The sequence below is a fragment of the Streptomyces sp. NPDC051963 genome, from assembly GCF_044593495.1.
Classification (GTDB): domain Bacteria; phylum Actinomycetota; class Actinomycetes; order Streptomycetales; family Streptomycetaceae; genus Streptomyces.
This window is the reverse complement of the sequence record NZ_JBIUCC010000006.1, coordinates 581,180-604,331: the sequence shown is the minus strand read 5'-3', so window position 1 is coordinate 604,331 and position 23,152 is coordinate 581,180. Positions and strand designations below refer to the sequence as shown.

13 protein-coding genes are annotated in these 23,152 nt (G+C 66.7%); 8 read left to right on the top strand and 5 right to left on the bottom strand.

The window, feature by feature from the left end; translation table 11 throughout:
• Positions 1-5 precede the first annotated feature (5 nt).
• Positions 6-938, bottom strand: coding sequence for a GNAT family N-acetyltransferase (locus ACIHFB_RS27230; RefSeq protein WP_400128185.1), 933 nt, complete (start codon positions 936-938; stop codon positions 6-8).
• Positions 939-1,113: 175 nt separating this feature from the next.
• Between ACIHFB_RS27230 and ACIHFB_RS27225 the strand changes: the two genes are divergently transcribed.
• Positions 1,114-3,765: a LuxR C-terminal-related transcriptional regulator gene (locus ACIHFB_RS27225; RefSeq protein ID WP_400128184.1), complete on the top strand. Its 2,652-nt coding sequence runs from the start codon at positions 1,114-1,116 to the stop codon at positions 3,763-3,765.
• Here ACIHFB_RS27225 and ACIHFB_RS27220 read toward each other — a convergent pair.
• Both ACIHFB_RS27220 and ACIHFB_RS27215 read right to left on the bottom strand, forming a co-directional pair.
• Positions 3,696-4,079, bottom strand: coding sequence for a hypothetical protein (locus tag ACIHFB_RS27220; RefSeq protein WP_400128183.1), 384 nt, complete (start codon positions 4,077-4,079; stop codon positions 3,696-3,698). The two genes, ACIHFB_RS27225 and ACIHFB_RS27220, sit on opposite strands and share 70 nt — an antisense overlap.
• A gap of 235 nt (positions 4,080-4,314) precedes the next feature.
• The gene (locus ACIHFB_RS27215) at positions 4,315-4,623 is read right to left on the bottom strand and encodes a hypothetical protein (RefSeq protein WP_400128182.1); all 309 of its coding nucleotides are present in this window, start codon (positions 4,621-4,623) and stop codon (positions 4,315-4,317) included.
• A 9-nt stretch (positions 4,624-4,632) separates the two neighbouring features.
• Between ACIHFB_RS27215 and ACIHFB_RS27210 the strand changes: the two genes are divergently transcribed.
• The gene (locus tag ACIHFB_RS27210) at positions 4,633-4,935 is read left to right on the top strand and encodes an alpha/beta fold hydrolase (RefSeq protein ID WP_400128181.1); all 303 of its coding nucleotides are present in this window, start codon (positions 4,633-4,635) and stop codon (positions 4,933-4,935) included.
• Here the strand turns inward: ACIHFB_RS27210 and ACIHFB_RS27205 are convergent.
• Entirely contained in the window at positions 4,902-5,588 is a 687-nt protein-coding gene (locus ACIHFB_RS27205) for a 4'-phosphopantetheinyl transferase (RefSeq protein WP_400128180.1), read from the bottom strand. The two genes, ACIHFB_RS27210 and ACIHFB_RS27205, sit on opposite strands and share 34 nt — an antisense overlap.
• 101 nt (positions 5,589-5,689) lie before the next feature.
• On the opposite strand from ACIHFB_RS27205, the gene ACIHFB_RS27200 reads away from it, so the two are divergent.
• A complete protein-coding gene (locus ACIHFB_RS27200; protein ID WP_400128178.1) occupies positions 5,690-7,315 on the top strand; it encodes a (2,3-dihydroxybenzoyl)adenylate synthase in 1,626 nt (541 codons plus the stop codon).
• Between the two features lie 4 nt (positions 7,316-7,319).
• Positions 7,320-8,540, top strand: coding sequence for an FAD-dependent oxidoreductase (locus ACIHFB_RS27195; RefSeq protein ID WP_400128177.1), 1,221 nt, complete (start codon positions 7,320-7,322; stop codon positions 8,538-8,540).
• A 62-nt stretch (positions 8,541-8,602) separates the two neighbouring features.
• Here ACIHFB_RS27195 and ACIHFB_RS27190 read toward each other — a convergent pair whose 3' ends face one another.
• A complete protein-coding gene (locus tag ACIHFB_RS27190; protein ID WP_400128176.1) occupies positions 8,603-18,097 on the bottom strand; it encodes an amino acid adenylation domain-containing protein in 9,495 nt (3,164 codons plus the stop codon).
• A gap of 390 nt (positions 18,098-18,487) precedes the next feature.
• Here ACIHFB_RS27190 and ACIHFB_RS27185 point away from each other — a divergent pair, with 390 nt between their 5' ends.
• The 4 genes from ACIHFB_RS27185 to ACIHFB_RS27170 are packed head-to-tail and all read left to right on the top strand — an operon-like array spanning position 18,488 to position 23,082.
• Complete coding sequence (locus tag ACIHFB_RS27185) at positions 18,488-20,161, top strand: ABC transporter ATP-binding protein (RefSeq protein WP_400128289.1); 1,674 nt, start codon at positions 18,488-18,490, stop codon at positions 20,159-20,161.
• On the top strand, positions 20,158-21,921 hold the full coding sequence (locus ACIHFB_RS27180; protein WP_400128175.1) for an ABC transporter ATP-binding protein: 1,764 nt from the start codon (positions 20,158-20,160) through the stop codon (positions 21,919-21,921). The genes ACIHFB_RS27185 and ACIHFB_RS27180 overlap by 4 nt, the downstream gene beginning before the upstream one ends.
• Positions 21,918-22,775 (top strand): class I SAM-dependent methyltransferase, encoded by an 858-nt coding sequence (locus ACIHFB_RS27175; RefSeq protein ID WP_400128174.1) that lies wholly within the window; start codon positions 21,918-21,920, stop codon positions 22,773-22,775. Before ACIHFB_RS27180 ends, ACIHFB_RS27175 begins: the two co-directional genes overlap by 4 nt.
• Before the next feature lie 55 nt (positions 22,776-22,830).
• Positions 22,831-23,082: a phosphopantetheine-binding protein gene (locus ACIHFB_RS27170; RefSeq protein ID WP_210587078.1), complete on the top strand. Its 252-nt coding sequence runs from the start codon at positions 22,831-22,833 to the stop codon at positions 23,080-23,082.
• The last annotated feature ends 70 nt before the right edge of the window (positions 23,083-23,152 follow it).

Here is a 23,152-nt window from a genome sequence, read left to right as displayed (position 1 = left end):
CGCTGCTATTTCGGTGAGAGGACTGCTTCCCACGTGTCGACGGCGTAGCGGACGGTCATACCGTGGCGGGCGTACAGCCCGGGAGCCCCGGTGGCGTTGGCCGTGTCCACGCCGAGGCCCACCGTGTCCCGTCCCCGTGTGGCGAAGGCGGCGAACGCGTGCCGCAGCAGCAGGCCGCCGATGCCCCGGGCGCGGGCCTCGCGCAGCACGCCGATGCTCCGGATCCACCCCATGGCCTCGCGGTCGTCACGGGCGATCAGGAATCCGACGTCGCCCGAGTCCTCGGCGCTCACGATCCACACCAGGGACCAGTCGAGGGTCTCGGCGTCGATGTCGTGCAGCCACTGCCGGTAGGTGCGCGGCTGGAAGTCGAAGTGCTGGGCGAACCCGGCCTGGTACAACGCGTGAACGCGCACCCGGTCCGCCTCCTCGGTGCACGCTCGCAGACGCACCCCGGGCGGCGGCTGCGGCACAGGGTCCCGGGCAGGATCCAAGGGGCGGTGCAGAACGTGATAGCGCCGTACGACAGACCAGCCCCGCGCGCGGATCAGCGCCGTGTCGAGTGTGGGCTCGGTGTTGAGGTGCAGATGCACCACGGCCCTGTCCGCGCCGTTCTCGCGGGCCCTGACCAGGGCCCTGTCCTCCATGGCCGCCAGAATGCGCAGCCCGGCCGGCTGGTGATCGGGGAGCACATAGTGGTCGACGTCGATGCGCTCGCCGGCCGACTCGTCCCACAGCAGTCCGTAGGCCACCGGTCGGTCCCTGTGGAAGGCCAGCCAGGAGTCCTGTTCCAGGTCGGTTTCCGGGTGCTTCAGATCGGCTTCGACGGTGTGCAGGTCCGTCTCGGGCCTGCCGATCTCGATCCGGTCGATGTCGTTGAGCAGCTCGGTGATGGCGGGTGCGTCGATGAGTCCGGCGGGGCGCAGGGCGTAGGCCATGGGGCCAGGGTCCGGGGGAGGGGGAGCGACCGCAACGGATTAACAGCCCCGTGCGCGGCTCGCCGCCCAGCGTGCCCACGCGCCCTCGATTGACCGCGCGCGCATGCGGAGAAACGCTGGGATCCTGGGGAGAAGAACGCTGCCCATGCCCTGACGGACCGTGGGGGTGCGTGACGTGGCCGGCACCGAGGAGAAGAGGGCGGGACCGACCAGCCCGTGCGTCGATCCCCTGGGAGATCCATTCCTGCGGGCGAGCTTCGCCGTACCCACGCGACCTGCCACCTTCCTGCGCAGGGACAGGCTGGTCAGACACCTCGACGAGGCCCTTCGAACGCCGCTGACCATGGTCAACGGAGCCGCCGGCGCGGGCAAGACCCTGCTGGTCGCCGACTGGGCCGCAGGGCTGGACCGGCCCGTCGTCTGGCTCACCACCGACACGGTGGACCAGGGCCCCGGAATGTTCTGGGCGTACCTGATACAGGCCCTGCGCGGTTCCGGCACGCAGGTGCCCGCATCGGTCGGCCGGCCCTCGGACGTGAACCGTGTGAACCACACGCTGCTCGCTCGGCTCGCGGCCGATTTGAGCGCCCGCGACCGGCCGGAGATCGTCGTGCTCGACGAGTTCGACCGTGTGTCCGCACCGGAGATCGCCGATCAACTGGAATTCGTCCTGCACAACGCCGGGACGGGCCTGCACCTGATCCTGGTCACCCGCACCGAACCGCTGCTCCCACTGCACCGTTACCGGGCGGCCGGTGCCATGACGGAGATCAGGGGAGCGGAGCTCGCCTTCACCCCCGAGGAAGCGGCCACGCTGCTCGCCCAGCACGGGCTGCACCTCGACGCCACCGCGGTGAGCGGGCTCGTGGAACGCACCCGGGGATGGGCCGCCGGCCTGCGCCTGTGCGTCCTCGCCGCGCTGAGCAGCCCGAACCCCGAGCTCTATGTGAAGGAGTTCGAAGCGGACCGAAGCACGGTGGCCGACTTCCTGCTCGCCGAGGTGCTCAAGCGGCAGACCGCCGAGACGCAGGACCTCCTGCTGCGGATCAGCGTCCTGGACCGCTTCTGCCCCGATCTGGCGAACGTGCTGACTGGGCGTGCCGACGCCGAACCCCTGCTGGCCGGTCTGCACCGCGAGAACGCGTTCGTCGAGCACCTCGGGCACGCCTGGTACCGGCTCCACCCGCTGTTCGGGGAGATCCTCCGCGCGCATCTGCGCGTGCGTTCGCCCGGCCTCGAGCCCGAGCTCCACCGAAGGGCGGCGCAGTGGCTGCGGCACTCCGGGTTCCTGTCGGAGATGCTCGTCCACGGTGCCGCCGCCGGCGACTGGGAGTTCACCGCCGGCGCGCTGGTCGAGGACCTCGCCATCGGCCAGCTCTTCACAGGGCTGCGCGCCGCCGACCTGGCCGAGCTGTTCTCCCGGATGGGCCCCGAGGCCGAGAGCCCCGCGACGAGCCTGGTCCGCGCGGCTCGTGAGCTGTCCCGGAGCGACCTCGACCACGGCCTGCTCCATCTGCACCACGCCGAGGAGTGTCTGACCGGGGACGCGCCCGAAGCCGCGGCGGCGCAGTTGAGCTGCGCCCTCCTGGAGGTCCTGGCGGCCCGGCTGACCGGATCGCCGGGACGTGCCGAGAGGGCCGCGGAAGCGGCCGGGCACCTGTGCCACAAGGTTCCCGCGCACCTCCTGGACAAGCATCCGGAGCTCACCGCGCTGGTGCAGACCCATCTGGGCTCGGCGCTGTTGTGGGCCGGGCGTTTCACAGACGCACGCGTTGCGCTGTCCACGGTGGCCGGCGGAACCGGCGGAGCGGCCACGGCCCTGCCGCGTGAGGAGTCCCTGGGCCACCTGGCGTTGATCGACTACCTGAACGGCTGGCCAGGCAGAGCCGAGCGCAAGGCCCTGGCGGCGATGAGCGAGACAGAGCGGCTCAGCCGGGACCCGCCGTCCGGCTCCGGCATCGATCGCATGGTCCTCGCCGCCGTGGCCGTGGACCGCAACGACCTGGCGCAGGCCCAGGATCTCCTCGACGCGGCGGCCGACTCGCCCCCCGCGCTTCGGGACCCGGTGACCGAGGCGGGCCGGGCCATCGCCACGGCCCGGCTGCTGTTGGCCCGCGGCCACCCGCAGGCCGCCCTGGAAGCGATGGAATCGGACGTCCTGGCTGATGTCCTCTCACCCTGGTCTCAGGGCCAGTCCGCGCTCGTGGCCTCAGCCGTGCACCTGGCCGAGGGCCGCCCGGAAGTTGCCGCCAGGATCCTCCAGGCCGTGCCCGACGACCAGGTGGCGTGCGCCGTAGGAGCGGCGCGCGCCCAGCTCGCCGCGGGGAAGCCCGACCTGGCGATCGCCCTGCTGGACGGTGCGCACCCCGAGGGCCGCGCCGGTCCCGCGCTGACCGTCCGGGCCCTGCTCGTGCGGGGCCAGGCCGCCGACATGCTGGGAGACCCCGCCACTGCGCGCAGACTCGTCGGCCAGGCGCTCCTCGAGGCGCGTCGCGAGCGGCTACGGCGTCCCTTCCTCGAAGCCGGCCCCTGGCTGCGGCCCCTGCTGGGTGCGGAACCCCTGCACGGGCTGGGCGCCGGCTGGCTCACCCCCGGTCCGCCACTGCCCCGGGAGCAGGCGACGGCTCCGGTCGTGGAGGAGCTGAGCGGACGCGAGCGCGATGTGCTGCAACGGCTGGCGCAGATGATGTCGACCGAGGACATCGCCGCTGACCTGTATGTGTCGGTGAACACCGTCAAGACGCATCTCAAGAGCGTCTACCGAAAGCTCGCGGTGAACCGGCGCAACGACGCGGTGCGCCGGGCACGCGAGTTGGGCCTGCTGTGATCCCACGCCGATGAGAGCCGGGCCCGCCCGTGGCGGGTGAGGCGCCCGGCGGCAGGCTCGGCTGCCATGGCAGCGGCGGCAGACCGGACGCCCTGGCAGACCAGGTGGTCGCCGAGCTCCAGGATCGCGTTGGTGGTCGCCGCGACGGTCCACGCCTTCTGGGTGCGCGCTCCCTCGCGGGTTTCGTTCGGCAGCCGCAGGCACACCACGCCGCTGTTCTTTGCGAAGTCGATCGCGGCGAACCCGGGCCACCGTCTCGTCCTGCAGTTCCTCGCGCGGCTCGTCCACAGTTCCTCCCGGCCTCGGGCTCCCATGGAGTGGCGACTGTCCGGGAAGCCGGAGGGGAACGGCAAGGCTGAACGGCGTGCACGTGGCAACAGTCGGTGGCCCCTGGCTGACTCCCGCGTCAGCCTCTTCTTCGGTCGCGTATGCCCGAACCGCATCGACGTGGACGGACAGCCTCCATACCCAGGATCGCGGCCTGCGCCCCATGAACGACACGGCGGTCAGGAGTGCGCGCACCCGGTTCGACGCTCCGCGCACCGATTTTCACGCAGCCAGGCGTGACTCTTCTGAAGTGAGGTCGCCGGTCAGGCCAGGAGTTCGCAGGTGTGCTGGTCGGGGCTCGCTGTTGCTGATGAGGGCCCGGAGGGTCAGGACGGCTTCGGCGCCGGGGACGGTCCACCGGCTGCCGGTGATATCGAGTCGGTCGGCCACCAGATGACGTGCCGCTCCTTCGGCGATGCCGCTGGCGATGGGCCATCCGGTGTCGAGGGCCTTGTCGTAGTGGAAACAGGGGGAGTTGTTCTCCAGGTAGCGGCAGGCCCTGTCCGCTGCGGCCCGTTGCTCTGCGGGCACCCGGTCGGCTTGTGTGCGGATTCCTGCGACGGCTCTGTCCGGGGTATCGGCCGGGCGGCGGCGTACAACGCGATCACGAGGCCACTGCTCGTCATCGGCTTCACCGATGACCGGATGATTCGGGCCTACCTGTGCCGTGAGGTCGCTGATGCCGTACCGGGCGCGCAGTACGTCGAGATTCCCGACGCCGGCTACTTCGGCGACCTCGAGCAGCAGGAGAAGGTCAACCAGTTGATCCTCGACTTCCTGGCCGACCGGTCCTGGCACGCCGGTGTCAGTCACCGCGGCCGGCGAACCGTCGTCAACACCTGACGGCCCATGACCGACCACCGGCCGTCGAACCCGGCGATCGCTGTACCGCCGATGCGCGGTCCGGGGACCAGCAGATGTCCGGTGTAGGTACCGTGCTCAGAGTCGATGACGAGCTCGCAGTCGGTGAAGTCCAACCACGCATGCGTCAGCCGATACCACGTCTTGTAGATGCTTTCCTTGGCGCTGAACAACCCCGGTCCCCAGTGGATCGTGGGGTACATGGCCGCGAGCCGGGTCAACATCTGCACCTCGCCGGCAACGGTGTCGGCCTCGTCGACTCCATCAGGAAACGGTTGGTGGACTTCGGCGTCGATGCCGACCGAGGCGATGCCCAGTGAGCTCGTGACCGCCGCGGCGCGATACCCGTCGCAATGCATGAGGCTGCCCACCACTCCGTCGGGCCAGATGGGTTCGCGGTTCTTCCCCGCCAGGATCGGCACGGCCGGATGTTCGAGCCGGGACGACGCCTGCCGTGCGCAACAGCGAACCGTCGCGAATTCCGCGCGTCGCGTCGGTACGGCGCGCGTGATCGCCGCGTATTCCTGCGGCATCAGCGCATCGAGGGGTATGCCGCTGGTCCGCTCGTCGACCTCGACGTCTTCGGGTAGCAGCGCCGCGATCCCGGTTCGGCCGGTCACGTGGTTGATCGACACTGTGTGCGTCCCCTGGCGGACCGGATCCAGCACCGCTGATCGTGAGGTTAGGGTAGCCTACCCTCGCTGGGCTGGGAGGCGGCTCCTCGAAGGGAAACCAATTGAGCATCGAACCGTTGGCCCTTGACGGGGTCGTTCCGTTTCCGTCGGAGACGGCAGCCAAGTACGTCGCCGAGGGGTACTGGCGCGATCAGACGCTGCCGGAGCTGCTGTTCGCCACCGCGGAGCGCTGTCCCGACAAACTCGCTGTCATCGACCGCAAAGCCGAGTTGAGCTATGCACAGCTCACGGACGAGGTCCTCCGCCTCGCTGCCGGCCTGCAGGAGTTGGGGCTGAGCCGTGGCGACCGGGTGGTGGTGCACCTGCCCAACATCTATGAGTACATTGCCTTGGTCTTCGCCTTGTGGGAGCTCGGGGCGGTTCCCGTCGTCGCTCCCATCGCGCACCGTCGTGCCGAGATCGAGCACTTCATCGAGATCGCCGAGGCGCGTGCCTACATCACGGTCGCCTCGGACAGCGGCACCGATCTCGCTGCGATGGCTGCCGACCTGAAGCAGCGATGGCTCCATCTGGAGCACACCGTAGTACTCGAACGTGATGGCGGCGGCGCTGAGTACAAGGCGTTGCAGTCGAAAGGATCGCTCGAGCACGCGCGACGGTGCAGCCCGCAGGATGTCGCTCTGTTGCAGATGTCAGGCGGCACGACGGGTGTTCCGAAGCTGATGCCGCACACTCACCAGACGTACGGCTACGCGCTGCGGCGAAGCGTCGGGGAACGCGGCATCACCGAGCGCACCGTGCATCTGCTGGTCATCCCGATCTGCCACAGCATGTCGACGCGTTCGCCCGGATTCCTCGGCGCGTTCAGCGTGGGCGCCACCATCGTGATCGCACCGAACGGCAGCCCCGATACGGCGTTCCCGCTGATCGAGAAGCACGGGGTGACCCGCGCTTCGCTGGTGCCCCCGATCCTGCTGGCCTGGCTGAACTCCTCGCTCCGCAAGCGCTACGACCTCTCCAGCCTGAAGACGCTCATGTGCGGCGGTGCGAAGCTGACCGAATCTGTGGCGAGCCGGGTCGAACCGGAGTTCGGCGTGCAGCTGTCGCAGAGCTTCGGGATGGGCGAGGGCCTCGTCGTCAGCAATCCCGCCGACGTCGATCGGGCCACCAGCGTGCGCTACCAGGGCCGGCCGGCCTCGGCGGCCGACGAGTGCATCGTCATCGACGACGAGGGCAACGACGTGCCACCCGGTGCACCCGGCCACTTGCTGACGCGAGGACCGTCGGTGATCCGCGGGTACTACCGCAACCCCGAGCAGAACGCGCTGGCGTTCACCAGCGACGGTTTCTACCGCACCGGCGACATCGTCGAGCGGGACGAGCGCGGCTTCATCAGGGTCGTGGGACGGTCGAAGGACCAGATCAACCGGGGCGGCGAGAAGATCGCGCCCGAGGAGCTGGAGAACGCGCTGCTCACTCATACCGGCGTCCACAACGTCTCCGTCGTCGGTGTCGACGACGAGGTTCTCGGCGAACGCATCAAGGCGTACCTGATTCCCCGGACGCCGGAGAGCGCGGCCGAGCTCACCTTGGGCAAGCTGCGCCAGTTCCTGCGCGACAAGGGTCTCGCCACGTTCAAGCTCCCCGATGTCGTGGAGGTCGTCGACGAGTTCCCGTACACCGCGGTCGGCAAGGTCAGTAAGCGTCTGCAGCGCGAGCAGAACTAGACGCATGTCGAACAAGACCACACGTGTCCTCGTCGTGGGCGCGGGCCCCGTCGGAATGGTCTGCGCGCTGGCGCTTAATCGGCGCGGTATCCCGGTGACCGTGCTCGAGTCCGAGCCGGAGCCGGTTCAGGATCAGCGCGCGGCGACCATCCATCCGAGCACACTGGAGATGCTCGACGACCTGGGCATAACCGAGAAGATCCGGGCGCACAGTCTGCTCTCGAGCACCTATCGCTTCCACGACCGGCCGACCGGAGAGGTCGTCGCGGAGTTCGATCTCGGCCGGCTCAAGGACGAGGTCCGGTTCCCGTACGTACTGCAGTACGAGCAGTACAAGCTGACCGCTGCCATCGCCGAGGAATATGCGAACGAATCCGACTTCGACGTGCGGTTCTCCCACACGCTGACCGGTCTGACCGAAACCGCGAGCGGCATCGAGGTGGAGTACACCTCACCCGCCGGCACAGAACGCATGGCGGCGGCCTACGTCGTCGGCTGTGACGGTGGCCGATCGACGGTGCGCAAGCTCGCCGGCATCGAATTCGAAGGATTCACCTATCCGGAGCGGTTCATCAAGATCGCGACCAGCTTCGACCTCAGGACCGTCAAGCCGGATCTGGCGTTTCGCAACTACTTCTCCGACCCCAATGAGTGGGCCAACGTGTTCAAGGTGCGGGGAGAAACGCCCGACGGGCTCTGGCGAGTGATTCTGCCGATCGGCCACGACGAGGACGATGCCACCGCGTTGTCGCCGGCGCGCGTCGAGCAGCGGCTGCAGAAGTTCCTCCCGAAGACCGGCTCGTACGACGTCGAGTACCGCAACGTCTACCCAGTCAATCAGCGCGTGGCCGCGAGCTTCCGTCAGGGGCGCATCCTGCTCGCCGGCGACAGCGCGCACGTGAACAACCCGATCGGCGGCATGGGCATGAACGGCGGCATCCATGACGCCATCAACCTGACGGAGAAGCTGGCGAAGGTGATCGCCGGTGAGGGCGGCGACGACCTGCTCGACCTTTACAGCCGCCAGCGCCGCCATGCCGCGGTGAACTACGTACAGGCCCAGACGATCGCCAACAAACGGCTGTTGGAAGAACGCGACCCCGAGGTGCGTCGACACAATTTCAACGAACTGCGCCGCACCGCCGAGAAGTTCGACACCGCCCGCGCCTACATGCGCCGCGCGGCCCTGTTCGACAGCCTGCAAGACGCTGCCGCCATCACCTGAGCCATCGGCTCCGAGTCTGGTGCAGTACGGCTCGCCGTACTGCACCAGACAACGAAATCCACTCAGCCGACCAACAGGTTCGTCAGCAGTGGGCCCCATTTCGGTAGACCGGAATCGGGCTCCAGGATGGACTCATGGTCTTCGTCTTCAGCGACGAAGAACGAGAAGTCGGTCAAGTGACAGTCCCATCCCAGCGCATCCTCGCGGCCCAGCTCCGCCACTCGAGACGCGTGAGTCGCGGATGACGCGATCACGAGCGTCTCGATGTCGAGACTGCCCCGCGTCGGCGCGGACATCAGGACATCACAACGACGGGCGGCCGTCTCGACAGCCTTGAGTTGCTTTGCGTCGGCGAGCAACTCGTTGAACGCTTCCTCGCCGAAGGCTTTCAACATCTCGTCACGCATCGACTCGGCAGTTCCCGGTCGTACGCGGAGTTCCGTCGAGTTTTCCGAACCGGCGGGCATGGTATCCACGATCACCAGGGAGTCGATGCGTTCCCCTCGGGAGAGAAGCTGGCGCGCCACGGCAAACATGATGTGTGCGCCGTACGACCAGCCCAGCAGTTCGTACGGTCCGGCCGGCTGCAGCCCCTGGATGACGTCGGCATAGGTCGAGGCGAGGTCGTCGAGGTCATCGAACTCGACGTCCAGGCCGATGATCGCCGGATCATCGATACCGACCAGCCCGACCCCGTCCGGGAGGTATCCCGCCAATTCCGAGTACTTGGACGAGGCGCCGAACTTCGGGTGCGCGCAGAACAGAGTGCGGCCGTTCAGGGACTGAGTGAATCGGGTCGCGATCGTGGTGATGTCGACCTCGGGATCGGCACCCGGCTGCAGCTTCTTGTCGACCACCGCACTCAGTTCGCCGATCGTTGAAGCGGTGATGACGTCCCGCATCGCTATGTTCACGGGGAACGCGCGATTCATCTGCGACGCAAGCCGCATCGCCGCGAGCGAATGCCCGCCCAGCCGGAAGAAGTCGTCTGCGGCGCCCAGGACCAGTCCCTCGTCGAGGTCGAGCACAGCACGGAAGACCGCGGCCACCGCCAGCTCCGTCTCCGACTCGAGTGCCCGGCCCGCGCTGACTCCGGACGCGGCCACGTCAGCCGCAGGCAACGCTCGGCGATCCAGCTTCCCGGTCGGAGTGAGGGGGAAGGACTCCACCGGGACGAGGGCTGCCGGGACCATGTAGTCAGGCAAGTACCTGGCCAGATGGCTGCGCAACGACTCACTGATGTCGAGGTCCGCGCTCGTGCTGTAGTAGGCAGCCAGTTGGAGCCCCGTGGCATGCTCGAAGGCGACCACTTCGGCGCGCGTCACCTCGGGGAACTTTTGCACCACGTCCCGGATCTCGTCCGGTTCGATGCGATAACCGCGAATCTTGATCTGCTCGTCGGCGCGACCGAGGTAGTCGATCATCCCGGCTTCGTTCCACCGGGCGAGATCTCCGGTGCGATACATGCGTTCCGCGGGTTCCCACGGGCAGGCGACAAAACGTTCGGCGGTCAGCGCGGACTGGCCCCAGTATCCGCGCGCGGTTCCTTCGCCGGCCAGGTAGAGCTCGCCGGCGACACCGGGAAGGGCAGGTTGCAGGTTCTCGTCGAGGATGTAGGCCCGGGTGTTGAAGATCGGCGTCCCGACACTCGAGTTGGTGCTGTCGGCCAGGTCGGCGCCGAGGGCGTTGATGGTGTACTCGGTGGGTCCGTAGAGGTTGTACGACTCGACTCCCGGTGCGCCGCGCAGCTGTTGCCAGAGCCGGTCGGGGACGGCCTCGCCACCGAGGGAGACGAAGACGACACCGGGCGCATCGGAGGACACGGACCGGCCGCCCGGCCGGTCTCGCTCGAGCAGCCCTTCTTCGACCAGCAGTTGCCCGTAGGACGGGGTCACATCGAACCCGTCCATACGCACCTCGTCATAGTGCGCCAGCAGCCGCTGATGGTCGCGTCGCATCTCCTCGTCGATGACGTGCACCTCGTGGCCGTTCAGCAGCCAGAACAGCTGCTCCCACGAGGCGTCGAAGGAGAAGGACGTCGTGTGCGCGATCTTCAACCGGCGCCCGCGCTGGTGGTCCACCACCCGATCGAAGATCTTCTCGACGTGGTTGAAGTACATGTTCGTCAGTCCGCGGTAGCCGACGGCAACTCCCTTGGGCCGTCCGGTGGTTCCCGAGGTGAAGATGATGTACGCGAGGTTGTCGAGCGAGACCTGCCCGCCGCGTTCCGCTGCGGTGACCGGAGCCGCGGCAATCTGCGCGAGGCGATCCACCGTCGTTGCGGAATCCAGGTTGATCACCTTGCCGACGGTGCCGGCGAGCCGATCCACGTCGCGGTCGGTCACCAGAGTGACGGTCGGTTCAGCGACCTCGATCATGTAGCCGATCCGTTCGTCCGGCAATTCACTGTCCACCGGGACGTAGGCGGCCCCAATGGCGAACACCGCGAACATCGCGATGACCGTGCGCTCGTCGCGCGGCAGCAGCAATGCGACCCGATGCTCTGGGCACACTCCCTCTTCAAGGAGCAGGCGGGCGTAGCGGTTCACCTCGGCGAAGAACTCCGCGAAGGTGAACCGGCGATCGCCGGCGACAAGCGCCGTCTCCGATCCGGACAGCCGCACCTGCCGGTGCAGCAACTCGGCGACCGTGACCGGTTCGATGTCGCGGATGAGATCAGCGGCGATACCCGTATGCGGGGCAGTCTCGTCCGGCAACAGGGCGGACAACGTACCGACGGGCTCGTCAAGCCGGCGAGTGAGAGAAACGAGCACCTGAACGTAGCGCTTGAGCAACAGCTCCGCGGCCGGGGCATCGAAAACGTCCCGGCGGTAGGACAGGCGTACGTGCACGGTCGCCGCTCCGTCGCGTTCTTCTGGGTCTACCGCGAACGTCACGGGGTAGTGCGTCGCGTCATCGACCTTCGCGTCGACGACCTGCAACCCGGCTGTGTCTTGCCCCGCAGCCCTGGCGAGCGGCACGTTCTGCACCACGAACAGCGTGTCGAACAGAACAGGAACGCCTGCATTGGTCTGGATCTGTGTCAGAGCGGCTTGCGGATGGTCGATGACGAGCAGCTGCTCGGACTGGACCTGGGCGAGCAGCTGCCGATTCGTTTCGAACGGGGCCAGACTCACCCGCATCGGGACCGTGTTGAACAGCAGCCCGATGATTCGGTCGGCGTCGGGCAACGACGGCGGCCGTCCGGAAACCGTGTTACCGAATACAACGTCGTTGCTGCCGGTGAGCCGGCCGAGCGCGATCCCCCAGGCGGTCTGCAGCAGGGTACCCACCGTGACCATGGCGTCTCGTGCAGCACCGAACACCATCGCGGCTTCTGCCGGGCTGAGATCGAGGTGAAGTTCACCGGTCTCGCTCTGTGCATCACCGAGGTCGACGAAGTCAGGGCACAGCAACGTCGGACCCGCCAGTTCCGCAAGGTAGCCGTCCCAGGCGCGATAGGCGGCAGCGGGATCCTGGTCGTCGACCCAGTCCAGGTAGGAGCGGAAAGACGCCGGTCGCACGCGATCGACGTATCCGTCATCGGCGTAGATGCTGAGGATTTCGGCGAACAGCGCGTTGATGGACCAGCCATCCAGCAGGATGTGTTCAAAACTCATGACCAATGTCCACGCTTGGTGGCCGTGTTCGAGCAGTGTGAATCGGATCAGAGGCGGGACCTCGAAGTCGAACGGCTCACCTCGCTCGGCCGCCAGGAACTGCTCCACATCGACCCCGCGGCCACCCCACTCGTCCAATCGGATGACCCGCACCGGGACTTCGACACCGGACGGGATCACCTGTACGTCCCCGGGAGGGACGAACGCCGCCTGGAGGTTGGGGTACCTCTCCATCGCACTGGCGATGGAGGTCGTCATCCGCTCGGGGTCGAGATCTCCCGCAATCTGTCGGGTGATCTGCGAGACGTAGGTGTTGTGGTCGTCTGATTCCCGGGACCGCAGTAGGTGATAGAACAATCCGCGCTGCAAGGGGGCAAGCGGAAGGATCTGGGCGTCGTGCCCGTAGCGGGCTCGGATGGATTCTTCTTCGCCGGGTGTCAACGTGACCCGGTCGGCGCGACGCAGAGTGAATGCCTCTCGACGCTCGCGGCCGGGGGCAGGGACTCCGGCTCCGGCAATCTCTTCGGTGATGGCGGCGGCCAGTGCCTCGGTGTCGACATCAACGGTTTCCGCCGACTCCACCCAGACGCGGACGACGCAATCGTCGGGCTCACGACCCGCGATGAGGACATGGATGTCGAGTCCATCCTCTGGTACGCCGACACCCGCAGCAGGCTCGGTGATCAGCTCCGCGTGGCTGCGGAACACACCTACACGGATCCGTGGGATCGGAAGATCATCGAAGAAGCGGCTGAACCGGGGGTGTCCGGCCAGCGAGGCATATTCGGCCGCTCGCTCCGGGCTCAGTCCGATGACATCACCATCATCGAGCAGCACGGGGAATCTACGCGTCATCAGGGGACCGTCGGACTCATGGAGTTCCACGAGCAGATCACCTTCAGCGATCTCGGCCAAGGCCTTGGCCACGGCCGCCAGCACAACGGACCGCAGAGAGGTTTCGTCTGCGGCGGGAACCGCTCGTCCAGCCGTGACACTTGATGCTTCCGAAGCTACCGAGTCGCCTCGCTGCCGCAGCACAGTGGCGGTCGCATCAGCGAGCTGATCTACCCAGTCCTCCCAGAACGGATCGTCAAGGACAGCCGCCAGTTCGTCGTCCTTGTATCCAGACGCGGCCCGAGTGGACGTGACGACGACCATCGGAATCTTTGCCTGATATGCAGTGACCAGCTCGGTGAGCTTCTCCCTGACCGCATCCAGCATCTCAGGATTGCCGGTCTCGGCGACAAGTTCACCGGCGCCGCTGTCGCGAATTGCCAATCGCAAGGCGAGGCTTGCTCCCGACAGAGCGTGACTGACGTGGTCGATCGCCGCCCGCCAGAGCGGAGCCACGCTGATGTCGAAATCTTCAAGCGGCAGATGGAAGCGGCGAATGTCACCGACATTGTTGTCAGCTCTGGTCCGGCCCTCGTCGCCGGCACGAACGATCTGGGCGAGTTGCTTGACCGTCAGATCCGGGTGCTGGGATCCAAGCACAAGGAAGCGTGCTGTGTTCCGCAACAATCGTGACGTGGTTTCCGCCGAGAACAACTCGCGGGCCGCGTTCAGATTCATTCCGAATGCGCCGCTGTCAAGTCTTTCGATACTCGACACGAGATCGAACAGCGCAGGCTGGGATGCCAGCGGGCCATCCGCAGTGGTCGAGGCGTAGTTGGTGAACGGTGACGCCGCACCCGAATCTCCACCGCGATCCACGTAGGCGGCCATCACCTGGAAAAGCGGGCTGATCCCGACCTGCCGCGGCGGGTTCACCGCCTCGACGACGTGCTCGAACGGAACGAGCTTGTGGTCAGCAGCTTCGAGCATGCGATCGCGGCAACGGAGCAGCGTCTGCGCGAACCCGGTTGCAGCGTCGATATCGGCGCGCACCACGACGGTGTTCACGAAGTACCCGATGAGGTCCTGCAATTCGGGCTGGTCGCGCAAACTGGCCGGGGTGCCGATAGGTACCGTATCTCCGGCACCTTCATCCCAGAGCGCCAGCGAAAATGCCGCGATCAACGCCTGCAGCGGTGTTGCCTTGTGCTCGACCAGGAATTCGTCGACCGTGGCTGTCTCATTGCTGGTGAGGGACGTGGTGACAGGTCGTATGGTTCGTTCTTCGGATCCGTCGCGTGGCTGGTCGAGGGGTAGGACGGTTTCCGTCGGGAGATCCGACAGTGTGTCCTGCCAGTACCGCAGGTCCGATTGATAGCGAGATTCCGGATCTCTCCGGCTGCCCAGCACATGTCGCTGCCAGACCGCGAAGTCGGCATACTGGATCGCCAAGGGCGCGACCTCGGTGGAATTTCCGGAAGCCGCTTCGAGATAGAACTTGTTCAGCTCGTGAACAAGGATCCCAAAGGAATCCGCATCGGTGACTATGTGGTGCCCGTAAGCTACGAGCAAATCGCCATCGGAATGGCGCAACAAATGAAACTTCAGCCCGAACTCGGAGGTGAAGTCAAGTGGCAGTGCGGCAACCTGAGCGATCTTGTCGCTGAGCAGATCAGGACCGACGTGTTCGACCTCCAGGACCTTGGTGTCGTCGTCGGGTTCCGCGCAGATGACCTGGCGGAGCGATGAGGACTCCTCGTCCGGCACGAGGATCGTACGCAAGATCTCGTGACGAGCGACCACCCGGCGTACCGCCGTTGCCAAAGCATCCAGATCGAGCCGCACGCCTGCTTGCAGCACGATTTCAGTCCGATAGATCGGACGCCCTGCGATCTGCTCTGTGAACCAGAGTGCTTGTTGTCCGTATGAGACTGGTAGTGGGGTTGGGCGGGGTAGTTCGCCGATTCGTGTGCTGGATGTTTCGGTGGTAGCGGTGGTGTTGTCGGCGATTCGGGCGAGTTCGCTGATGCGGGGGTGGTCGAAGACGTCGCGCAGTGTGAGTGCGGCGCTGAGCAGTGCGTTGGCGCGTGCGACGACTCGTGCGGCGAGCAGTGAGTGTCCGCCCAGGCGGAAGAAGTCGTTGTCCACGCCGAGGTCGGTGTTGTTGTCGAGGTGGAGTACGTCGCGGTAGATGCTGGCGAGGGCGATTTCGGTGGTGGTTTGGGGTGGTCGGCCATCGGCTGTGCCTGCGGTCAGGTCTGGTTGGGGCAGTGCGTGGCGGTCGAGCTTCCCGTTGGCGGTGACGGGGAATCGGTCCAGGCGTGTGAACGTCGCGGGGAGCATGTAGTCCGGCAGCGATCGCGCGAGGTGCTCGCGGAGTGCGTCGATCGGCACTGCGTCGTCCGTGGTGCTGGTCGTGGTGATGTATGCGGCGAGGTGTTTTCCGCCGGCGGGGTGGTCCAAGGCGGTAATGGCGGCGCCTGACACGGCGGGGTGTTGTTCGAGGACGGCACGGATTTCGCCGGGTTCGATCCGGTATCCGCGTATCTTCACCTGGTCATCGCTGCGGCCGAGGTATTCCAACTGCCCTAGGGAGTTCCATCGCACGACATCGCCGGTGCGATACAGCCGCGCACCGTTGTCACTGAACGGATCAGCAACAAATCGGTCAGCGGTCAGACCCGGGCGTACGACGTATCCGTCGGCGAGTTGCACTCCACCCAGGTACAGCTCTCCTGCGACACCGGCCGGTACTGGACGCAGCCAGGCGTCAAGAACGTGTGCTGTCGTGTTCGCGACCGGTGCACCGATGGGGGTGTTGTCGGTGTGGGTGATGGTGGCCGTTGTGCCGTCGCCGGTGACTTCGGTTGAGCCGTAGAAGTTGTGCAGTACTGCTTGTGGTGCGGTCGTTCGCATGGTCGTCGCGGTGCCCGGGGTGAGTGCTTCACCGGAGGAAACCCACGACCGGACCGTGGCCAGCGCTGCGGGTGCGTTGTCGTGGCGGACGAGGACGTCGGCCAGGCTGGGCACGGTCAGCAGATGTGTGACGCGGTGTCGGACGATGGTGTCGAGCAGACCGGCCGGATCCTGCGCGGTCTCCGCGGGCACGACCACGATCCGGGCACCGGCGACCATCGGCCCGAACAACTCGGTCACCGCATCGACAAAACCCACACCGCTCTTCGACAGCGCCACACTGTCCGATTTGTAGTCCAGTACTTGCTGACCCCATGCGAGGCGGTTGGCGAGTGCGCGGTGCGTGAGGGCCACGCCTTTCGGGTTGCCCGTCGTTCCTGACGTGAAGATCACGACAGCTGCGTCGAGGTCGTTCAGCGGCCGCGTGAGAGCAGGGGCGGTTTCCTGGCCGGTGGCCAGGTGGTGCTGTATGTCGCGGTCATCGATCCGTAGTGCTGGTGCGCGATGTTCACTGAGTACGTGTTGATGTATTTCTGTGGTGTGTTGGTCGGTGATCACGATGCTGGGTGCGGCGTTGTCGAGGATGTGGTGGACGCGTTCTGCGGGGTATCCCGGATCGATCGGCACGTAGGCCGCTCCCGCGCGCATCACTGCGGTAAGCGCCACGACCAGGTCGACTGAGCGTGTCATGGCGATCGCGGCCCGGTCCCCGACCCGCACGCCCTCCTCGATCAGGAGGTGGGCGAGAGCGTTGACCCGTGCGTCGAACTGGCTGTAGGTGAGTTCGGTGCCGTTGTCGGCGACGACCGCGACCGCGTCCGGATCGGCCGCGACCCGGCGGCGCACCAGCGCGTCCACCGTCGCGGGCGCAACATCGAGCGTCTCGCCTCGTGCCCACGTCGAGTCCGGACCATCAGCATCGGGTGTGAATCCGGTGCTCAGTTGGTGCAGGGTCTGGGCCGGGGCCCCGTCGAGGACGGCGTTTAGGAAACGGCTGAATTGTTCAGCATGCAAGAGCGGATCGCTCGTGGCCGATCCTGTGGACAGCTCGAGCCGGATTCCGGAGTCGGGGTGGCGGTAGATCGCGAGGTCGAGTGACCCGACCGGGCCGGTGCTGATTGTTTCGGAGATCGCGTCGATGTCGCCCAGGCGCGGCATTGAATCGAAGAGTCTGATGTTGATTGTCGGGAGTGCGAGATACGACGCTTGACCATTCGGCCACAGACGGGCGATCTGGTGATCTTCGACAGTCGTGTGACGCCGGGAAGTCTTCAGTTGGTTTGCGACGATCTCGAGGACGTTTTCGAAGGTGTGGTACGGGCTGATCGCGGTGACGATCGGGATTGCCCTTGAGATCGCGCTTGGTGTTTTCAGTGATTCGCGGTCGTCGCGCATCATCAGAGGAACCCGGACCGCTACATAGTCACGACCGTCGACCAGAGCGGTGTAGACGCCCCACAGCGCGATCAGGGAATCGGTCCAGGAGACCCGTGCCGTGCGGGCGAACTGCTGAACCTTCGAGTAGGTGTCGTCGGGTATCGGGACGACAACTGGCTGACTCGAAGATACGAAGACCCCGGACAAGTCCTCCACGTTCTCGTGGCCGGCGATCTCGATTCCGAGGATGCTACTCCAATACGCGGAACCTTCCTCGATCCTGGAATCGCCGGAATTCTTGGCGTCTATGACGTTCTTCATGCTGCCGAACCAGCGGTCCGGGACCGAATCGCCGGCTTGCATCGCGGAGTAGACCTCGGCGACGCGGCGGATGAACAGAGAAATGCTGTAGCCGTCAACGAGCAGGATGTTGGTGATCAGGATCCATGCCCAGGTGCCGTTCTCGCGACGGACAAGGGTCGAGTTCGTCGTCGGTTCCCCGGCGGCGGTGGCTGGTGCTGCGGTGAGTTGCCCGCGGGCCAGTACCCGGATCTGATCATCGCCGTGGCCCGCATCGACGATCTCTGTCGTGAGTGTCGTGGTGGTGTCGACGTACTGGAAAGGGGCACCGTCGTCGTCACCGAAACGTACCCGCAACGCGTCGGTCTCTGCGAAAACAACACTGACCGAGGACGCGAACAGGGCCGGATCCACCGGGCCGTTCAGCCAGATCAGCTGACCCGCACAGAACACCGAGGACTCAGGGGCAAGCCTCCGAGCCACCCAATTGCCTCGCTGGCTCGCACTCAACTCCACACGATCAGAAGCCGTCAACGGAAGCACACCCACTTCTCTTGAGACCAGATCGAGCCGACCGAGGCAACGATCACTACAACCTTAATGAAGGTTAGGCTAACCTTGCCCCGTGCCACCACCCATCCCCCCACCCGACCGAGGAGAAGCCTCCATCAGGTACGACAACCGCCCCGCGACGACGGCCTGTTGGTGTTCGATCCCGGACAGGTCGTTCCAGGAAGACGAACTCTCCCGAGCCCGGCAGCAGCGAGTGTGGGTGGCTGCGGCGCTCACTCAGCACACCGACATCCCGCTGCTGGGCACGGACCGGGGGCGGCCATGAGGAACGCCTCGCACTCCGACCCCTTGGGGCTGGGGCGGGGGCCTTTGACTCGTCGGTTGCCCGTGCTTTGGCAGGCGCCCACCGATGCGCCCGAGGTCCAGCCGTTCGAGGCCGGCTCGGGGACCACGGCCGGTCGATTCCTGTTGCGAGTGATCCTCTCGGTGCGGCGGGTCTCCGTTCCTGCGGCGCTGGCCGCGATCGTGTGGCAGGTGGGCGAGGCCGCGGTCCCAGTGGTGATGGGCCTTGCGATCGACCGGGCGTTGGCAACCGGGAACGCGGGGCAGTTGGTGTTGTGGCTTGGCGCACTGGTGGCCTTGTACATCGTGTTGACGGTGGCGGCGAAGTTCGCTGTCCAACTGACCGCGTATGCGATACAGCTGGTGCAGCACCGCCTCCGGAGCACCCTCTCGACCGGCGTACTGCATCCGGTCGGCGGCAGCGTCCACGCGCCGGGCGGCGGCGTCGTCTCGGTGATGACCAGCGACGTCGCCCGCCTGGGGAACGGGGTTCAGCTCGTGATCATGCCGATCGCGAGGATCACGACCATCGGATTCATCGCTGTATCGCTGTTGACGACGCACTGGCTACTCGGGCTTGCGGTGCTGGTGGGGGCGCCGGTGGCTGTGTGGTTGATGGGAATCCTCAGTGAGCGGCTGTCCCGGGACACCCGCGAGTACCAGGGACTGCTGGCCACCACAGTCGGACTGGCCACGGATGTCGTGGCCGGCTATCGGGTGGTCAAGGGGATACGCGCCGAGGCCGAGGCGACCAGAAGGTACCGGCAGGCAAGCCAAGAGACGTTGGTCGGCGCCAAGCGCAATGCGGGACTGCTCGGGGGGTTTCTGATGGGCTCCGGTGTGGTCACCGGAACATTCGTTGCAGCGGTGATGGGGCTGGCGGGCTGGTTCGCCGTGGACGGGCAGCTGAGCATCGGCGAGCTGATCGCCGCCGTCGGCCTTGCTCAGGCGCTGCTGCCGCAGATCCAGTCGATCGCGAACGATTCCATCCCCAACCTCGCCGGAGCCCGCGCCTCGTCCGCGCGCATCATCGACGTGCTGAAGACCGACGTCGCCGTGACGCCCGAGCCTGACGACGCGGCGCGGCCGGTGGTTCAGCAGCTGCCGGTGCTGGAGGTGTCCACGCCCGGCGCGACGATCCGGGTGGAGCCCGGAGAACTCGTGGGAGTGCGCACCGACGACCTGACTGCTGCCCGCGTCGCGGAGGCGCTGCTGGATCCGCGCGGGCCTGGCAGCGAGGTGGCCGTGCGCCTGGACGGCATCGCCGCGCGGGAGTTGACTGCGCAGGAGTACCGCTCCTGGGTCACGTTCACGCCGCACCGAGTCATGCTGTTCAGCGGAACGATCCGCGACAATCTCACCGCCACCGCGGCCGCACCCGAGCTGGTGACAACTGCGGTGCGAGCTGCGGCATGCGGTGATTTCGCCACCGATCTCGACCTCCCGGTCGGCGAGGACGGCAATCGCTTCTCCGGCGGCCAGCTCCAGCGACTCGCGCTTGCCCGCGCCCTGGCGAGCGACGCGCCGGTGCTCGTGCTGCACGACCCGACCACGGCGGTCGACTCGGTCACCGAGCACACGATCGCGAAGCGGCTGCGCGACGTCCGCGCGGGCCGCTCGACCCTGCTGATCACCTCGTCCCCCGCGTTGCTGGGCAGTTGCGACCGCGTCGTCGACCTGCTCGAGGACGCACCGGTGCGCGTAAGGACAACGTCATGAGCGGGGCATCCGCGGCAACCGGGCACGCGCTGCCGGTTGCGGGCAGCAGGGACACAGCCAGGGAGGTGTGGCGGCTCAGCCGCGGGCACCGGCTCCGGCTCGCCACTGTCGGAGTGCTGGGGATAGTCAGCACCGGCGTCAACTTGATCCCGCCCTTGATAGTCGGGTTCCTTGTCGACCGGGTGCAGGCTGGTACCGCTGACCTCGGCACCCTGCTGATGGTCACGGCCGTCATGGCGCTCTCGGCGGTTCTCGGCGCGGTCGGCACCGCGGTGACGATCGTGCTCGCCACCCGCGTCTACCACACCATCCTCGCCGCGCTGCGCGAACAGCTCGTGGGCCGCGCCATGACACTCCCGCAGCACATCGTCGAACGCGCCGGGACCGGGGACCTGATCTCCCGGACCAGCGACGACGTCACCGCCATAGCCGATGCCGCACCCGCCGTGATCCCCGCGGTCACCGTCAGCGCGTTCACCATCGTCGCGTCGCTGGGCGGGCTTGCGGCACTGGAATGGCCGTACGCCGCCGCGTTCGTCGTCGTACTGCCCGTCTACGTACTCGTCATGCGCTGGTATCTCCGCATCGGCCCGCAGGTATACGGCGCCGAACGCGCGGCGATGAGCGCGCGGGCACAGCAGATCCTCGAGTCCCAGCGCGGCTACGCCACCGTGCTCGGGCTCGGGCTCACCGAGCAGCGGCACCACACCGTGATGGCCGCATCCTGGGGCGTCGCGGTGCGCACACTCCGCGCGCGCACCGTGATGGCCATGCTCAGCCTCCGCCTGAACTTCGGTGAATGTCTGAGCCTGGCCACCGTCCTCGTCGTCGGCTTCGTCCTGATCGATGCGGACGCATCCACCGTCGGCGGCGCCACCGCCTCGGCGCTGATCGTCCTGCGCCTGCTCGGACCGATCAACGAGCTGCTGTACGTCGTCGACGACCTCCAGTCGGCCCTCGCATCGCTCAGCCGCATTATCGGGGTCGCCACCATCCCGGAGGAAGCGAGCGAGCCGACAGCGACAGCGGACACGGGCATCGCCGTGCGGCTTCAGGAGGTCGCATTCAGCTACGGCGACGGCCCCCGCGTGTTCGACAACCTCACCCTCGACGTCCCCACCGGTCAGCGCATCGCTGTGGTCGGCGCCTCCGGGGCCGGCAAGACGACGCTTGCCGCCGTCATCGCCGGCATACATCTACCCGACGCCGGGACGGTGGCCCAGCCCGGCCGAACCACGTTGATCACCCAAGAGACGCACGTGTTCGCCGGCACCCTGCGGGACAATCTCACGCTCGGCGCCCCCAGGGCCACCGACCACGACATCCACGCAGCGCTGGACGCCACCGGGGCAGCCGGTCTGCTCGACCTGCTGCCGGACGATCTCAACACGATGATCGGGACCGGCGGGCATCCGCTCACCGATGCACAGGCTCAACAGCTCGCCCTCGCCCGGCTACTGCTCGCCGACCCGGAACTGGCGATCCTCGACGAGGCGACCGCCGAGGCCGGCTCCACCCATGCGGGGTTGTTGGACCGTGCCGCCGAGGCGGCTTTGCGTGGTCGCACCGGGTTGGTGATCGCACATCGCCTCTCCCAAGCCGCGACCTGTGACCGGATCGTCGTCATGGAACACGGCCGGATCATCGAGACCGGAACACATGACGAGCTGGTCGCCGCTGGTGGCGTGTACGGCGGGCTGTGGAGCGCATGGGAGGCCGGACGGAGCATGAACAACAAGTCGGGAAGGACTGACTCATGACGGGAAATGCTGTCGGCACGCCGGACAACACAGCGGTACGGACCGCATTGTGGCGCGCCTTGCACACACAGGTGGACGAGCCGCCGCACGTCCTTGAGGACGTGCTGGGTGCCCGGCTGGCGCAGGACGACGACGGATGGCGCGAGCGCGGAGACATGGTCCCTGGCGACTCGCGAGGAAAGCGCGCCACCGTCGTCGGGCGGGCACGGTTGACCGAGGACCTGGTGGCGCAGGCCGCGAGCCGCGGCGTGGATCAGTACGTGATCCTCGGCGCGGGCTTGGACACCTACGCTCAGCGTCATCCCGATGCGGGCTCGACCATGACCGTCTTCGAGATCGACCAGCCGGAGACGCAGGGATGGAAGCGGAGCCGGTTGATCGAACTCGGATATGACATCCCGGATTGGCTGCGCCTGGTTCCGGTCGATTTCGAAGCGAACGACGACTGGTGGGATCGGCTGCAGGCGGCGGGATTCGATACCTCACGTCCCGCGGTGGTGTCCTGGCTGGGGGTCACCATGTATCTGACCGAACAGGCCACGACGGAGACCCTCAAGCGGGTGGCGAGTCTGCCGTCCGGCTCCTCACTGATCCTCACGTTCTTCCGTCATCTCGAAGATCTCGCGCCCGAGGACGTACAGATTCGGCGAGCCTCCAGGGAGGGCGCTCGGCGGGCCGGCACGCCGTTCATCGGCTTCTACACTCCCGGCCAGATCATCGAACTGGCGCGACAAGCAGGTTTCGCCGAGGCCGAACACGTCTCGGCAACCGACCTGGCCGATCGCTACTTCGCGGGCCGGACCGACGGCCTGCGACCGTACAGCGGCGAGGAAGCGCTGATCGCCACCGTGTGACACAGCGGCTGGAACTGTCAGAAGAGGTTGGGCAAGCAATGAACGAGGAGTCCTGATGAGCCTGAGCACCGAGCAGTTGATCGCCGACGTCGCCGACGTGTTGTACCTCGAACCCGCGGAGATCGACTACGAGTTGAGCCTCCGCGACCAGGGGATGGACTCGGTGCGCCTCATGGATCTGGTGGAGCGGTGGCGCACCGCGGGCGTGGACCGGATCGACTTCATCACCCTGGCCGAGGACTCGCGACTGGGTCACTGGATCGAGGTCATGGAGAAGCTCCAAGCTGGTGACGAAGTGGCTTCATGACCCTGCGGTAGGGGCGGTCGCCGGGCTCGTCGTGGACGACCCGGCCGGACTGCTCGGCGGGCCCACCACC